We start from the raw sequence: 13,845 nt of genomic DNA on the forward strand, positions 1-13,845 counted from the left end.
GCCTCCAGGTCGTGGCCCGGTATCGGGCCTCACAGTGGTCCGGATCGGGGGGCCGGTTCGTTCCGGTTGTGCCCCGTCGATCCGCTCGACACACATAGGAGGTCCGGGGGTGGCGCATCCTCACGCACGACTTCGCGTGGTCGTCGTCACACTGCGGTCGGAGCTGCGAGCCGCTGACCTGCGCAGAAACCCTGTGACCTGCGACGGGAGGTCCGCGCAGGGGGTCCCGGCCCGCTGGTTTGCGATCACCCGATCAGATGATCATCGGACGTGGCACTCAGCCGGGCGGGAGGCCGATCGTCCAGCCGGTGACGTCGCGCAGTGCCACCTGCCAGCAGGCCGGCTCGACGTAGTTCGGCCCGCCGGCGGCGGTCGGGACCACGAGTGCGTCGGTGAAGTAGATCCAGTGGATGTCCTTCACCGGGATGTCCCGGCCGGGGCGCTCGTCGCCGCGGCCGTCGGCCATGTCGTCGAACATGTCGGCCATCGACGCCGCGGACTCGTTGCCCGGGTCGCCCGCGGTGAGCCGGCGCAGCTGGTCCCCGAGTCCGCGCAGCCAGGCCGAGGGGTGCACGGCGTTGCCGAACACGAGCCCGGCCGGTGTGGCGACGGTGAGCGGGACGCTGTTGCGCTCGTCGCGGTAGGCGATCGACAGCACCGCCTGCAGGTAGCTCGGTGCGCTCAGCTCGGGGATCGTGACCACGCGCTGCGCGTCGGCCATTCCGGCGGGTCCGTCGGCTTCGACCGTCATGGCTCCGGACGGTAACCAGGAACCGCCCGATCACGACAGGTCCACGTCGACCTGACGAGAACGGCTGGACGGTCCAGCGGGCGCACCGCCACCCGGCCCAGTCGACCCCTCAGGAACGGCGTGCGCGCGCTGCGACCCCCGGCTCCGGGCGGCGCGGGGACGGCACCGCGACCTCGGGGCGGACCACGACGTCGAACCGGGCCCCGGCGCCGTCGGGGCCGACGCCGTCGACGGTCTCGTGCGCCCGGACCGTCAGCTCGCGGGCGGCCGCCGCGGCGGCGAGCGCCTCGTGCACCCGGTCGGCCGTCCCGGCCTGCCCGAACGCCCCGCGGTAGTGGTAGGCGAGCAGCATCCCGCCCGGCCGCAGGCGGTCCAGCAGGGCGGCCAGGCCGACCTGCAGCGTGACCGTCTCCCAGTAGTAGAGGACGTCGGAGCAGACGATCAGGTCGAAGTCGCCCTCGGGCATCTCGTGCGGGAGCGTGCGGCGGACGAAGGTCCCCGACGGCACCCGGGCGGCGGCCCGCTGGACCGCGGCGGAGCAGATGTCGACCCCGAGCAGCGCCGCGGTGTGCCCGGCGAGGCGGACCGACAGGTCACCCTCGCCGCAGCCGACCTCCAGCACCCGGTCGAAGCGGCGTCCGGCGAGCGCATCCATGACGGTGCCGTACTTCTGCTGCTCGTAGGCCGACAGCCCGATCGAGTACGGGTCCGGGCTGCGGTAGAGCCGGTCGTGCGTGCGCCGGCCCCAGCCCGGCTGCCACAGCCAGGTCTGGCCGGTCCAGCGCGGGTCGTGCTCGGCGCGGCCGAGCCGGGCCAGGCCGCGCACCGGGACCGCGGCGGCACGCGCGCCGCCGCTCAGGGAGAGCCGCGCGATCCGCCGGGCGTGGTCGATCGGCGTGCGACGGGCGGGTCGGCTCTCGGCCATCGGGCGCTCCCGGGGACGGACGGGTGAGTCGTCCGGTGTGTCGCCGGACGACCACCTCCGCGTTACGCCGGACGCCCGAGCAACCCCCGATGCGGTGACGCTGTGATCACTTCCCGTTGCGCGCCGCAGTCTCCTCGGAGGCCTTCACGACCTGCACCTGGTCGCCGATCTGCAGGTAGTCGAAGTACGCCTTGGCCTCGTCCGGCGGGACGTGGATGCAGCCGGCCGAGGAGCGGTTCGGGTCGCCGTTCGGCAGCCGCGACTCCTCGCTCTTGTGGGTCGCGTCCTTGCGGTAGACGCGCAGCGAGTGGCCGACCGGGGTCTCCTGGCCGTTGCCGCCCGAGGAGATGCCGATCGGGCCCCGGATGACCTTGCCGTCCTGGATGAGCCAGGACCTCTGCGAGTCCAGGTCGACGCAGGCCTTGGCGGTGATCGAGCACGGGGTGCCCGGGACGAGCGGCTGTGCGCGGGCCTGCTCGGCGGCGGGGGATCCGGCCAGTGCCGTCCCGGCGACGGCGACACCCGCGATGGTGGCCAGTCCGAGGCCCAGTGCGACGAGGCGGCGGGGCCGCTGCCGGACGGTGTCCATGGGGTGCTCCTGTTCGTCCGCGTCGCCCGGGGCGGCGACGCCACGTGATCGTTCCGTCACCGTGGGAGACGCGCGGGGAGCGCCCAGGTTGCGTGACGAAAAGATCTGCCGTGCGCAGCCAGTCTGCACCCCGGCCCGGACCGGCCCGGACGCGGTGCGCTCCCGTCCCGATCACCCGGAAGGACCGTCTCGGTTCCGATGTCCGGTCCGCCCGGCTCCGTCCGTCCGGCGCAGCCGGGACACCTGCTCACGGCACCGGTGGACGCGACGATGCCGGCGACCCGTGGGGTCGCCGGCATCGTCGGGAGGGAGGGGGATCAGTGCGGGGTGACCTCGCCCATCTCGACCCAGGCGTCCTTGCCGTCCTCGCTCTGGAAGTTGATGAGCGGCTTCTCCGGCACGACCGAGCCCATGAAGTCGAAGAACTTCTGCGCGTGGTCGGTCTTGACGTGCGCGTCGCCGGCCGCGCTGTCCTTGAAGACCTCCACGATCACGAACTCGTTCTGCTTCTCGTAGTTCTCGTGGTAGTCGAAGGAGATGTTGCCCGGCTCCGAGTTCACGTCCTTCTTGTACTGCGAGATGCCGGACAGCCACTCCTCGCGCTTGTCCGGGCGGATCTGGGCCTTGAGCACGATGAGGATCACGTGAGCCTCCGGTTCACTTCTGGTCGGCAACGTCGCCGGGGATCGTTCCACGGATCGCCGCACCGCGGGCGTCTCGAAGTGCGACGCCGAGGGGCTTGACGAACCCTCAGGCGAAGGTCGCGGTGTCGATCACGAAGCGGTAGCGCACGTCGCCCCGCACGACCCGCTCCCAGGCCTCGTCGACCTGGTCGCAGGAGATCGTCTCGATGTCGGCGCCGAGGCCGTGCTCGGCGCAGAAGTCCAGCATCTCCTGGGTCTCGCGGATGCCACCGATCTTCGAGCCGGACAGGCTCTTGCGGCCTGCGACCAGCGAGAACCCGTGGTAGGACAGCTTCTCCTCGGGCACGCCGACGTTGACCATCGAGCCGTCGAGCTTCAGCAGCCCGAGGTAGTCGTCGACCGGGATCACCGCGGCGACGGTGTTGACGATCAGGTCGAAGGATCCGGCCAGCTCGGTGAAGGTGGACTCGTCCTCGGTCGCGTAGTAGTGCGCGGCCCCGAGCCGCTTGCCGTCCTGCTCCTTGGACAGCGTGCGGGAGAGCACCGTGACCTCGGCGCCCATCGCCGCGGCGATCTTCACGCCCATGTGGCCGAGACCGCCCATGCCGACGATCGCCACCTTCTTCCCGGGGCCCGCGCCCCAGTGGTGGAGCGGGGAGTAGAGCGTGATGCCGGCACAGAGCAGCGGCGCGGCGACGTCGAGCTCGACGCCGTCCGGGATGCGCAGCACGTAGTTCTCGTCGACGACGATCTGCGTGGAGTAGCCGCCGTAGGTGGGCTCGCCGTCGTACTCCTTCGCGTTGTAGGTCTGCACCTCGCCCTTGAGGCAGTACTGCTCCTCGCCGGCCCTGCAGTTCTCGCACTCGCGGCAGGAGTCGACGAAGCAGCCGACGCCGACGGTGTCGCCCACGGCGTAGCGGGTCACGTCGTCGCCGACCGCGGAGACGACGCCGGCGATCTCGTGGCCGGGGACCATCGGGTAGATGCCCTCGCCCCACTCGTCGCGGGCCTGGTGGATGTCGGAGTGGCAGATCCCGGCGTACCGGATGTCGATGACGACGTCGTGCGGCTTCGGGTCGCGGCGGGTCACGGTCCCGCGCTCGAACGGCTTGTTCGGGCCGGCGGTGGTCATGGCGGGCACGGTCGTGGGCACGTTTCCTCCTGGTCGGCGTCGCGTGTGGACGTCGTGTCTGGGGTGGCCGGGCTCCGGTGCCGCGGCGGGGGCGGGCGGCCGTCGTACTGCCGCATCGCCATGTGGCTACCCGTCGATGGTTGTGCACAATGCATCGGCGGGCTGTGGTTCACGTCTCCCACCCGCGGAGGAGCGCAGGATCCGTCGGAGGAGGGATCCGCGACCGCGCCACCGTCCCTACCGTCGTGTCATGACCGGGACGAGGGGGGACGCCGCGATGCGGCGGGAGGACGATGTGGACGGTGCCGCCGCGGCGACGGCGGTGCCGACGACGCCGCGGCCGTGGTGGAGCCGGGTGGGCTGGGTGCTGCACGCGCTGCTGCGGTTCGTCCTGATCCTGCTCATGCAGGCCTACGTCTGGTCCAAGCTGAACCTGTCCCAGATGGGCCGGGCCGACTACTCCGACGCGCTGACCATGACCGGTGAGAAGAGTCCGATGGGCCTGCTGTGGGGGCTCATGGCCTACTCCCCGGTGATCCAGTTCCTCGCCGGGTTCGCCGAGCTCGTCGTCGTGCTGCTGCTGGTGTTCCGGCGTACGGCGTGGATCGGCGGCCTGCTCGGGACCGTCGCGCTCGGCACCGTCTTCCTGCTGAACATGACCTACGACGTGCCGGTCAAGCAGTTCGCCCTCGCCCTGACGGTCGGGTTCGCGCTCGTCGCGGTCCCCGAGCTGCCGCGCGTGGTCCGGTTCCTGGCCGGGCGTCCGACGGCGGCGACCGAGGGGTCCCCGCGGCTGCTGCCGTGGCCGCGGGTCCGCCGGGTCACCCGGTGGCTCGTCCCGGTGCTCGGGCTGGCCCTGGTCGCCGCGCAGGGCGTGCTGTTCCAGCAGTTCCAGCCCGCACTCCAGCGCAGTGACCTCGCGCTCGCCGGGGTGTACCGGGTGGTGGAGGACCCGACGCCCCCGGCCGCGCGGCTCGCCGACGACCGGCGCTGGCAGCACGTCGCCGTCGGGCAGTGGACCTACGTCGGCCCGTCGATCCCGATCCCCGGCTACCCGCAGTCCGGGTCCGCCGGGATCTCGCTCCGGCTCGCCGACAGCACCTTCGTCCGGGGGACGTGGCGGCCCGTGGGGGACCGGACGATCCGGGTCGAGTGGAACCCGCCGCAGTCCGGGGCCGCCCCGATGTTCGAGCCCGCCGCCCGGACTGTCGAACTCACCTGGGCGGTCCGGCCCGACGGCCGGGTCGAGCTGGCCGGGGACGGGCAGCGGCTCGTGCTGGAGAGCGATCCGGAGCTGCGCTTCCTCTACGACCGCGGCTTCTCCTGGGCGGAGGGCAACGGGGCGGCCGTCAACCGCTGAGGCCCTACGCTGGCCCGATGCTTCCGCGGCTGGGACTCGCCGAATGGGTGGTGCTGGCCGTGGCCGGCGAGCGTCCGGTGCACGGTTTCGCCGTCGCCGCGCTCACCGCCGCCGACGGCGAGCTGGGCCGGGTGTGGCAGATCCCGCGCCCGGTCGTGTACCGGGCCATCGGCAGGCTGGTCGACGCCGGCCTGATCACCGCCGAGGCCGTCGAGACGAAGGGCGGTCCGCCCCGCACCCTCTACGCCGCGACCCCCACCGGCCGCGGCCACGTCGACGCCTGGCTGGGCACCCCGGTCCCGCACGTGCGGGACCTGCGCTCGGAGTTCCTGTTGAAGCTGGCGGTGCTGCACCGGCACGGCCGGGATGCGACCGCGCTGGTCGACGCCCAGCGTCGCGAGCTGGCCCCGATCGTCGCGGCGCTGCGGGCCGAGCAGGACCGGGCCGGACGGGCGGGGGACGGCGGCGCCGACGAGTTCGACCGGATGCTGGCCGCCTGGCGGCGCACCTCGGCGGAGGCGGCGCTCGCCTTCCTCGACGAGCTCTGACTTGTGCTCCCGGCACGGATAGCGGATAGTCTCGATATCCGATCAGGAGGTGGTCATGATGGACGTACGCATCGGTGACGCCGAGCGGGAGCGCGCACTGGAACGGCTCGGCAGGCACGTGGGGGACGGGCGGCTCGACCTCGCCGAGTTCTCCACCCGCAGCGAGCAGGTGACCGCGGCGCGCACGGCGTCGGAGCTCGCCGCGGTCGAGGCGGACCTGCCCCGGCTGCCGCGACCCGCCGACCCGGAGCGTGAGCGCCGGGTCCGCCGGACCGTCCTGGCTGCGACCTGGGGGCCGTGGGCACTGACCGCGGTGGTCGTCCTGACGGTCTGGGCCGCCGTCGCGCTCGGCGGGGGCGGGGGCTACTTCTGGCCGATCTGGGTGATCGGGCCGTGGGGTGCGGTGCTCACGCTCGGCACGCTCACCGGTCGCTCGGTCGCCGGTCCGTGCGGGCGGGCGAGAACCGGCGCGGAACGGGTACACCGGGTACATGCCCCGTCGTGACCTGACCTGGATCCCCCGCCTGCTGGGCGCCGCCACCGCCGCCTACGGCGCGGCCGTCGCCGCGAAGCCGGACGTGCTGCTGTCGCCGACGAAGCTGTCCGGTGGCGGCCGGACCCCGTCCGCGGGGACCACGCTGCTCGCGCGGGCGGTCGGCGGACGGGACCTCGCGTCCGGCCTGGCCATGGCGCTGGCTCCGGCCGGCCCCCCGCTCAAGGCCGCCATCGCGGTGCGGGTCGGCGCCGACATCGTCGACCTCGTGGTGCTGGGCTCGCAGCTCCCCGACCGCGACGCCCGGGAGAAGGCGACCATGGTCGCCGCCGGCTGGGGCGCGCTGTGCGCGCTCTCGCTGCTCGCCGCCGACCCGCCGCGCCGGGGGTTGCTCGGGCGCGCATGACAGCCCGCGGGCCGTCCACCATGATCGGGCGATGGCCACGAGCACCGGGGGCGACCCCCACCTGGAACGCGCCTACTCACTGAGCGGCCCGGCCGACGCCCGGGCCCTCTACGACGAGTGGGCCCCCACCTACGACGCCGACCTCACCGGCGAGGCCCAGGGCTACGTCGCGCCCGCGGTCACCGCGGACGCCGTCGTCGCGGCCGCGGGCCCCGGCGGGGAGATCCTCGACGCCGGGTGCGGCACCGGGCTGGTCGGCGTCGCGCTCCGCGAGCGCGGCGCGACCACCGTCGACGGGATCGACCTGTCGGCCGGGATGCTGGAGCGGGCCCGCGCCACCGGCGCCTACCGGGACCTGCGCGAGGCCGACCTCACCGCCGCGCTGGAGTTGCCCGACGACTCCTACGACGTCGTCGTCTGCGTCGGGACGCTCACCCACGCCCACGTCGGGCCCTCGGCGCTGGCGGAGTTCACGCGGGTCGTGCGGCCGGGCGGCTACCTGGTCGCGACCGTCCTCGACGACGTGTGGGAGTCCGGTGGCTACCGTGCCGAGGTCGACCGGCTCGCCGCCGCCGACGTGTTCGAGGCCGTCTCGATCGAGGTCGCGCCCTACCGGTCCGGGCAGCAGGTCGACTGCCGCCTCCTGGTGCTGCGGGTGCGGTAGGCGAGGATGGACCCATGAGCGACGACCGCGGCCCGGTGACCGGGCGCCGGATCCTGACCGTGCTGCTGGTGCTCTCGGCCGCCGTGCACGTCCGGCTCGCGTTCGGCGCCACGGGGCCGGTCCTGGCCGGGCTGGACGGGCTCGTCGCCGCGGCCGCCGTCGTGTCGCTGCTCCTGCTGCTGCGCCGGGCCGACGGCGCGGCGCTGCTCGCCTGTGCCGTCGCCGGCGGGCTCGGTGTCGCGCTGTTCCTCGTGCCCGGGCTCCTCGCCGTCGCGCAGGGGAGGAACTGGACCGCCTGGCTCGATGCGTGGGCGTTCGGCGGTCTGCTGCTCGACGCGATGGTCGTGCGGATCGCGGTGTTCACCCTGCGCCGGGCCGAGGGCGCGCCGCGCCGCTGATGCCGGTGGAACATCTCCGGATCGAAAGCATCGGCCTGCTCGCTGTCGGTTCCGTGATCGTGAGAATGCGCTTCTGAGCTGCGACGACGTATCCCGTCGTTATCTCCGTGTGATACGTCACCGGTCGTCCGCTTGACCTGATCTCGGCCGGTCGGCGACCTTCGTGGTCGCTCCGGTCCACACGGGCCGGGGCATGCACCGAAGTGCCGGAACCGCCACGCCACCACGGCCCCGTCCCGCGGTCCCCGGCCAGTCGACCTGCACGGACCGAGACGGGGCCGCGGGCCGCGAGTCCCCTCGCGACGACACCGGCACAGCGCTCCCCGCGCGACCGGCCCGCCCGGAAAGCCGTGGGTCCGGACCTCAGGTGATCACACAATGAGCAGCACGCGCATGTCCATCCGTGGGCGTTTCGTCGGAACTCTCGTCGCCGGTGTCCTGGCGTTCGGCGCTCCGCTCGCCCTCGCCGGGCCCGCGACGGCCGCCCCCGAGACCTCCGCCGCGGTCGCCCCCGCCGCCGTCGCGGTCCCCACGCAGTCCGTCGCGACCTCGACGTGGGACAAGCTCGCCCAGTGCGAGTCCAGCGGGAACTGGAACACCAACACCGGCAACGGCTTCTCCGGCGGCCTGCAGTTCACGCCGTCCACCTGGAAGGCCTTCGGTGGGTCGGGCAAGGCGCACAAGGCCAGCAAGTCCGAGCAGATCCGCGTCGCCGAGAACGTCCTGGACGCCCAGGGCTGGAAGGCGTGGCCGGCCTGCTCCAAGAAGCTGGGTCTGCGGTAGTCCGCGGCACGTACGGCGGCCGGTGACCCGGGCGGGTCACCGGCCGCCGTCGTGTGTCAGTAGCTGCGGGGCAGCCCGAGCACGTGCTCGGCGACGTGGTTGAGCACCATCTCCTGCGGCAGCGGTGCCAGGCGCATCAGGCGGGCCTCGGTGAAGTAGCGGCTCACGTCGTACTCGGTGGCGTAGCCGAACCCGCCGAGGGTCTGCACCGCCCGGTCCGCGGCGAAGAACGCGGCCTCGGCGGCCAGGAACTTCGCGGTGTTGGCCTGCTCGCCGCACGGCTCGCCCGCGTCGTAGCGGGCCGCGGCGTCGGCGATCACCAGCGACGCCGCCCGGAGCCGCATGTGCGCCTCGGCCAGCGGGAACGCGATGCCCTGGTTCTGGCCGATCGGCCGCCCGAACACGGTGCGCTCCTTCGCGTAGGCGACGGCGGCGGCCAGCGCGGCCCGCCCGGTGCCCAGCGCCTCGGCGGCGATCAGGATCCGTTCCGGGTTGAGCCCGTCGAGGACCAGCCGGAAGCCGCGGCCCTCCTCGCCGACCAGGTCGGCGGCGTCGACGGGCAGGTCGTCGTAGACGACCTCGCAGGACACCACCGCGTTGCGGCCCAGCTTGTCGATCGGGGTGATCGTGACCTCGGGGCGCTGCAGGTCGGCGAGCAGCAGCGACAGCCCGTCGGTCCGCTTCGTCACCTCGGCGCGCGGGGTGGTGCGCACCAGCAGCAGGACCTTGTCGCAGAACGGCGCCTTCGACGTCCACACCTTGCGCCCGCGGACCAGGTACCGGTCGCCGTCGCGGCGGGCGGTCGTGGTGATCGCGGTGGTGTCGAGTCCCGCGTCGGGCTCGGTGACGCCGAACGCGACCTGCAGCGACCCGTCGGCGACCCGGGGCAGGTAGCGCCGCCGCATCTCCTCCGAGCCGTGCCGGACGACCGGGTTCATCCCGAAGACCGACAGGTGGATCGCCGACGCCCCGTTCATCGCCGCCCCGGACGCGGCGACCTCCTCCATCACCGCGGCGGCCTCGGAGATCCCGGCGCCCCCGCCGCCGTAGGCCTCGGGGACGGCGATGCCGATCCAGCCGCCGGCGGCCATCGCGTCGTGGAACTCCTGCGGGAACCGGTGCTCGCGGTCGCAGGTGCGCCAGTACTCCGCCCCGAAGCCGGAGCAGACCGCGCGGACCCCCTCCCGGATCTCCGGATGCGTGCTCACGCCGCGCGCAGCCGGGTGGCGACGTCGAGCACCAGGGCGGGGTCGGCGTCGTAGGGGGTGTTGAGCGAGACCCGGTCGACGAGGCCGCGGTAGCGGTCCGCGATCCCGGACGCCACCCCGGCCGGGTCGCCCGCGACGGCGAACAGGGCCAGCAGGTCGTCGTCGACCAGGCCGGTCATCTCGTCCCAGGCCTGCCGGCGCGACAGTCCGTTGAGCTCGTCGGCGAGCGCGCCACGGCCGTGGTGCTCCAGCACCGGCCTGTACGGCGGGGTGGAGGCGTAGAAGGCGATCTGGCGTCGCACCCCGGCCTCGGCGACGGCCCGGGCCCCGGCGTCGGCGCCCAGGACCGCGAAGACCGGCAGGCACACGTCGAAGCCGGTGAGGTCGTCGCGGCCGCGTCCCCGGCGCAGCGCGGGCAGCGTCACCTCCGCCAGGTACGACGGCGAGGTCAGCGAGTGCGCCAGCAGGCCGTCGGTGACCCGGCCCGCGACCTCGGTCATCCGCTCGCCGACCGCGGCCAGCATCACCGGCGGGATCCCGTGCGGGTTCGGCCCCGGTGAGAAGAACTCGGTCATCAGGGTGTGGGAGTAGAACTCGCCGCGGTGATGCAGCCGGTCCCCGGTGGCCCAGGCGTCGAAGATCGCCCGCAGGGCGGAGACGAAGTCCTCCATCCGGGCCGCGGGGCGGCTCCACGGCATCCCGAACCGGCGCTCGATGTGCGGGCGGACCTGCGAGCCGAGCCCCAGGTCGAACCGGCCGCCGGAGAGCAGCTGCACGTCGTTGGCCTGGTAGGCCAGCGTCATCGGGTTGCGGGCGAAGGCGACCGCGATCGCCGACTGCAGCCGGATCCGGCTGGTCGCCCGGGCGGCCAGCGCCAACGACACGAACGCGTCGTGCGAGGTCTCGGGGACCGACAGGGCGTCGTAGCCCTCGGCCTCCGCGGCGACGGCCGCCGCCTCGGTCTCGAGCGGGGAGGCGGAGAAGCCGCCGGTGGTGTCGACGCGCACCTCAGGCGCCCCGCTGCTCGGGGACGACACGGTCGAGCCAGGACAGCAGGTCCGCGACGATCTCCTCGCGGTTGGTCTCGTTGAACACCTCGTGCCGGGCACCCGGCCAGACCTTCAGCGTGACGTCGTGCAGCCCGGCCTCGGCGTAGCGCTCGGTCAGCGGCCGCACCAGGGCCAGCCCGGCGTTGACCGGGTCCTCGTCCCCGACGACGACGTACACCGGCAGTCCGCCCGCGATCCGCTTCAGCGTGGCGACCTCGCCGAGCGGCCGGGCGGCGGCGAACATCGCCTGCGTGCCGGGCAGGTCCAGGCCGAAGCCGCAGCGGGCGTCGGCGACGTAGGCGTCGACCTGCGCGGGGTCGCGGCTGAGCCACTCGAAACCGGTGCGCTGCTCGAACGGCGCATTGAACGACGACAGGTCCAGCGGCGCGGACAGGTCCAGGCCCTGCTCCATCAGATCGAGCAATGCGGTGCCGGACAGCACGACCGCGTCCGGCGGCGTCCCGTCGGCGACGAGGGACTGCTGCACGGCGAACGAGCCCATGCTGTGACCGAGCAGCACCAGCGGGGCGCCCGGGTGCTCGGCGCGGGCGTGCGCGGACAGCAGCCCGATGTCGCCGACCAGCTGCTCCCAGCCGTCGTCGCCGAGGACGCCGAAGTTCTCGGGCCCGCCCGCGGTGGCGCCGTGACCGCGGTGGTCCTGGGCGTAGACGGCGAAGCCGCGGGCGGTCAGCGCGTCGGCGAGGGCGACGTAGCGCAGGGCGTGCTCGCCCATGCCGTGGGTGATCTGGACGATCCCGCGCACCGGGTCGCCCGCGGCGGCGGGGAGCCAGCGGTAGGCGGTGACGGCGGCGCCGTCGCGGCCGGAGAAGGTGAACGTGTCGGACATGCGTGGGCACCGCCAGTGGTGGGGGGTCGATCTCGGTCGGATCGTGCGCCACCGGGCCGAGGGGGTCAATGCCCGGGTTCGATCTCCGGTTCGATCTCGGTCAGGTCGGCGACCATCGCGGCGAGTACCCGCAGCGTCGCGTCGACGTCGGCGGGGTCGAGCTGTCCGGCGACCGCGCGCAGCCGCGCGTGCTCCCGCCCGACGACCTCGTCGATCACCGCGCGCCCGGCCGGCGTCGGCACGATCAGGGGGGACCGCCGGTGCCGCGGGTTGTCCGCCCGCTCGACGAGCCCGGCGGCCAGCGCGTCGTCGACCATCCGCTGCACGAACTGCCGGCTGAGCGACTGCGACCGCCCGATCCCGGGCACGGTCATCGGGCCGTGCCGTCGGAGCTGGTCGAGCACCGCGCGCACGCCCGCCGAGACCCGGTTGTCCGGCGCGGACTCCTCGACCTCGCGCAGCACCCGCCGGTAGAGGGGGCCCACGAGTACGTAGACCTCGGCCAGCTTCTCGGCGGTGTCGTCGATGTCGGGCACGATCCGAGTATGACACCTGGGTTGTCATGGTGCACGAATGATGACACCTTGGTTGTCATGACACTCGCCCTCGCCCAGGTCACCGTCCCGACGTTCCTGCCCGTGGAGGACGGCCGGATCGCCTACCGCGACACCGGCCCGCACCCGGACGGGCGCCCGCCGCTGGTGCTGCTGCACGGGGGCGCCGTCGACGGACGGATGTGGTCGCGTCAGATCGGTCCGCTGTCCGCCCGGCACCGGGTCGTGGTGCCGGACGCCCGCGGGCACGGCGCGTCGTCGACGCCCGGCCCGCAGGGCTACCGGCCGCACGCCGACCTCGCCGCGCTGCTGGAGCACCTCGACGCCGGGCCGGTCGCGCTCGTCGGACTGTCGATGGGGGCGCGGGTCGCGTTCGACACCGCGCTGGAACGCCCGGACCTCGTCGACCGGGTCGTGCTGTGCGGCGCCGGCGCGGGCGAGCCGGTGTGGACCGACCCGTGGACGGTCGACACCATGGCGCGCTGGGAGCAGGCGCGCCTGGACCTCGACGCCGAGCGCTGGGTCCGGGTGTTCCTGGAGTTCGTGCCCGGCCCGTTCCGCACGGAGGCCGACGTGGACCCGGCCGTCCTCGCCGAGATCCGGCTGATGGCGGTCGACCTGCTGTCCCACCACCTGCCCGCGGACCCGGCCGCGCCCCCGGGCCCGATCGGCTTCCTCGACGACGCCGCCGAGCGCGCCGGCGCGTTCCCGGTGCCGCTGCTCGGTCTCGTCGGCGCCCTCGATTCCGACGACCACCGGCGGATCGTCGCCGACGCGGTCGCCGCCGTCCCGGACGGCCGCTCCGGCGAGATCGGTGGGACCGCGCACTACCCGAACATGGAGCGTCCGCGGGAGTTCGACCGGGCGGTGCTGGACTTCGTCAGCCGGTAGGGGTGCGGGCCCACACCGCGTACAGCGGATCCCCGGGCGCGCCGCAGTCACGGGCCACCGGGGTGTCGAATGCGCCGCTGCGCCGGAAGTACTCCCCGACGATCGCGACCCGCGTCCTGTCGTCGGAGGCGAGCCACCCGCGGACCGCCTTGGTCGGGAAGCAGCGGTTCGAGAACGTGGCGGCGAACACCCCGCCCGGCACCAGTACCCGTCCCACCTCGGCGAACACCGCGACCGGGTCGGTCAGGTAGTCGACCGAGACGGTGCAGACGCAGGCGTCGAACGCGGCGTCGGCGAAGGGGAGCACCGGGTCGGCGTTGAGGTCGTGGCGGACGGCCTCGTGGGCCATCTCGTTGGCGGCGAGCTCGGCCCGGTTCATGCCCAGCACGGTCAGGTGCTCCGGGCGGTGCGGCAGGTGCGACACCCACGACGACATCAGGTCCAGCACCCGGCCGGTGGTGCCGATCTCGCCGTAGAACGCCGACGCGGCGGCGATGGCGCCCTCGTCGATGTGCTGGACGAAGCGCGGGGGCAGATAGAACTCGCGGTCGTCGGCCGGGTCGGCGCGGTCGAAGAAGCCGTCGGGGAAATCGCTCATCGTCG

Annotated in this window: 18 protein-coding genes; 8 read left to right on the forward strand and 10 right to left on the reverse strand. The window is 73.6% G+C overall.

The window, feature by feature from the left end:
• Positions 1-277: 277 nt before the first annotated feature.
• The 5 genes from KPF22_RS03210 to KPF22_RS03230 form a co-directional block, all read right to left on the reverse strand.
• A complete protein-coding gene (locus KPF22_RS03210) occupies positions 278-751 on the reverse strand; it encodes a hypothetical protein (RefSeq protein WP_224401191.1) in 474 nt (157 codons plus the stop codon).
• Between the two features lie 109 nt (positions 752-860).
• Positions 861-1,676, reverse strand: coding sequence for a trans-aconitate 2-methyltransferase (locus tag KPF22_RS03215; RefSeq protein WP_224401192.1), 816 nt, complete (start codon positions 1,674-1,676; stop codon positions 861-863).
• 106 nt (positions 1,677-1,782) lie between these two features.
• The gene (locus KPF22_RS03220; protein WP_224401193.1) at positions 1,783-2,265 is read right to left on the reverse strand and encodes a L,D-transpeptidase; all 483 of its coding nucleotides are present in this window, start codon (positions 2,263-2,265) and stop codon (positions 1,783-1,785) included.
• A 317-nt stretch (positions 2,266-2,582) separates the two neighbouring features.
• Positions 2,583-2,909: a putative quinol monooxygenase gene (locus KPF22_RS03225; protein WP_062398617.1), complete on the reverse strand. Its 327-nt coding sequence runs from the start codon at positions 2,907-2,909 to the stop codon at positions 2,583-2,585.
• 106 nt (positions 2,910-3,015) lie between these two features.
• A complete protein-coding gene (locus KPF22_RS03230) occupies positions 3,016-4,041 on the reverse strand; it encodes an NAD(P)-dependent alcohol dehydrogenase (RefSeq protein WP_062398615.1) in 1,026 nt (341 codons plus the stop codon).
• Positions 4,042-4,291: 250 nt separating this feature from the next.
• Here KPF22_RS03230 and KPF22_RS03235 point away from each other — a divergent pair, with 250 nt between their 5' ends.
• The 7 genes from KPF22_RS03235 to KPF22_RS31810 all read left to right on the forward strand — a co-directional run bounded on the left by KPF22_RS03235 (position 4,292) and on the right by KPF22_RS31810 (position 8,693).
• On the forward strand, positions 4,292-5,401 hold the full coding sequence (locus KPF22_RS03235) for a hypothetical protein (protein ID WP_224401194.1): 1,110 nt from the start codon (positions 4,292-4,294) through the stop codon (positions 5,399-5,401).
• Between the two features lie 17 nt (positions 5,402-5,418).
• Positions 5,419-5,949 carry a PadR family transcriptional regulator gene (locus tag KPF22_RS03240; protein ID WP_100878974.1) on the forward strand — a complete coding sequence of 177 codons (531 nt, stop codon included), beginning with the start codon at positions 5,419-5,421 and terminating at the stop codon, positions 5,947-5,949.
• A gap of 55 nt (positions 5,950-6,004) precedes the next feature.
• Entirely contained in the window at positions 6,005-6,454 is a 450-nt protein-coding gene (locus KPF22_RS03245) for a DUF1707 domain-containing protein (protein ID WP_224400927.1), read from the forward strand.
• On the forward strand, positions 6,441-6,848 hold the full coding sequence (locus KPF22_RS03250) for a hypothetical protein (protein WP_224400926.1): 408 nt from the start codon (positions 6,441-6,443) through the stop codon (positions 6,846-6,848). The genes KPF22_RS03245 and KPF22_RS03250 overlap by 14 nt, the downstream gene beginning before the upstream one ends.
• 31 nt (positions 6,849-6,879) lie before the next feature.
• Positions 6,880-7,512 (forward strand): class I SAM-dependent methyltransferase, encoded by a 633-nt coding sequence (locus KPF22_RS03255; protein ID WP_062398605.1) that lies wholly within the window; start codon positions 6,880-6,882, stop codon positions 7,510-7,512.
• Positions 7,513-7,526: 14 nt separating this feature from the next.
• Entirely contained in the window at positions 7,527-7,910 is a 384-nt protein-coding gene (locus KPF22_RS03260) for a hypothetical protein (RefSeq protein ID WP_224400925.1), read from the forward strand.
• Positions 7,911-8,288: 378 nt separating this feature from the next.
• Positions 8,289-8,693 carry a transglycosylase family protein gene (locus tag KPF22_RS31810; RefSeq protein ID WP_307799481.1) on the forward strand — a complete coding sequence of 135 codons (405 nt, stop codon included), beginning with the start codon at positions 8,289-8,291 and terminating at the stop codon, positions 8,691-8,693.
• A gap of 56 nt (positions 8,694-8,749) precedes the next feature.
• On the opposite strand, the gene KPF22_RS03270 is transcribed toward KPF22_RS31810, so the two are convergent.
• From KPF22_RS03270 to KPF22_RS03285, 4 genes are all read right to left on the reverse strand, one after another.
• Entirely contained in the window at positions 8,750-9,901 is a 1,152-nt protein-coding gene (locus KPF22_RS03270) for an acyl-CoA dehydrogenase family protein (protein ID WP_224400924.1), read from the reverse strand.
• Positions 9,898-10,908, reverse strand: a complete 1,011-nt coding sequence (locus KPF22_RS03275) for a TIGR03617 family F420-dependent LLM class oxidoreductase (RefSeq protein WP_224400923.1) — start codon at positions 10,906-10,908, stop codon at positions 9,898-9,900. Before KPF22_RS03275 ends, KPF22_RS03270 begins: the two co-directional genes overlap by 4 nt.
• A gap of 1 nt (position 10,909) precedes the next feature.
• The gene (locus tag KPF22_RS03280; RefSeq protein WP_224400922.1) at positions 10,910-11,797 is read right to left on the reverse strand and encodes an alpha/beta fold hydrolase; all 888 of its coding nucleotides are present in this window, start codon (positions 11,795-11,797) and stop codon (positions 10,910-10,912) included.
• Between the two features lie 65 nt (positions 11,798-11,862).
• The gene (locus KPF22_RS03285; protein ID WP_224400921.1) at positions 11,863-12,333 is read right to left on the reverse strand and encodes a MarR family winged helix-turn-helix transcriptional regulator; all 471 of its coding nucleotides are present in this window, start codon (positions 12,331-12,333) and stop codon (positions 11,863-11,865) included.
• A 57-nt stretch (positions 12,334-12,390) separates the two neighbouring features.
• Here KPF22_RS03285 and KPF22_RS03290 point away from each other — a divergent pair, with 57 nt between their 5' ends.
• Entirely contained in the window at positions 12,391-13,242 is an 852-nt protein-coding gene (locus KPF22_RS03290; protein ID WP_224400920.1) for an alpha/beta fold hydrolase, read from the forward strand.
• Here KPF22_RS03290 and KPF22_RS03295 read toward each other — a convergent pair.
• Positions 13,232-13,840 carry a class I SAM-dependent methyltransferase gene (locus KPF22_RS03295; RefSeq protein WP_208822870.1) on the reverse strand — a complete coding sequence of 203 codons (609 nt, stop codon included), beginning with the start codon at positions 13,838-13,840 and terminating at the stop codon, positions 13,232-13,234. The genes KPF22_RS03290 and KPF22_RS03295 overlap by 11 nt on opposite strands.
• Positions 13,841-13,845: the final 5 nt, after the last annotated feature.

Origin of the sequence: Pseudonocardia sp. ICBG1034 (assembly GCF_020131375.1) — a bacterium.
GTDB classification, from domain to species: domain Bacteria; phylum Actinomycetota; class Actinomycetes; order Mycobacteriales; family Pseudonocardiaceae; genus Pseudonocardia; species Pseudonocardia alni.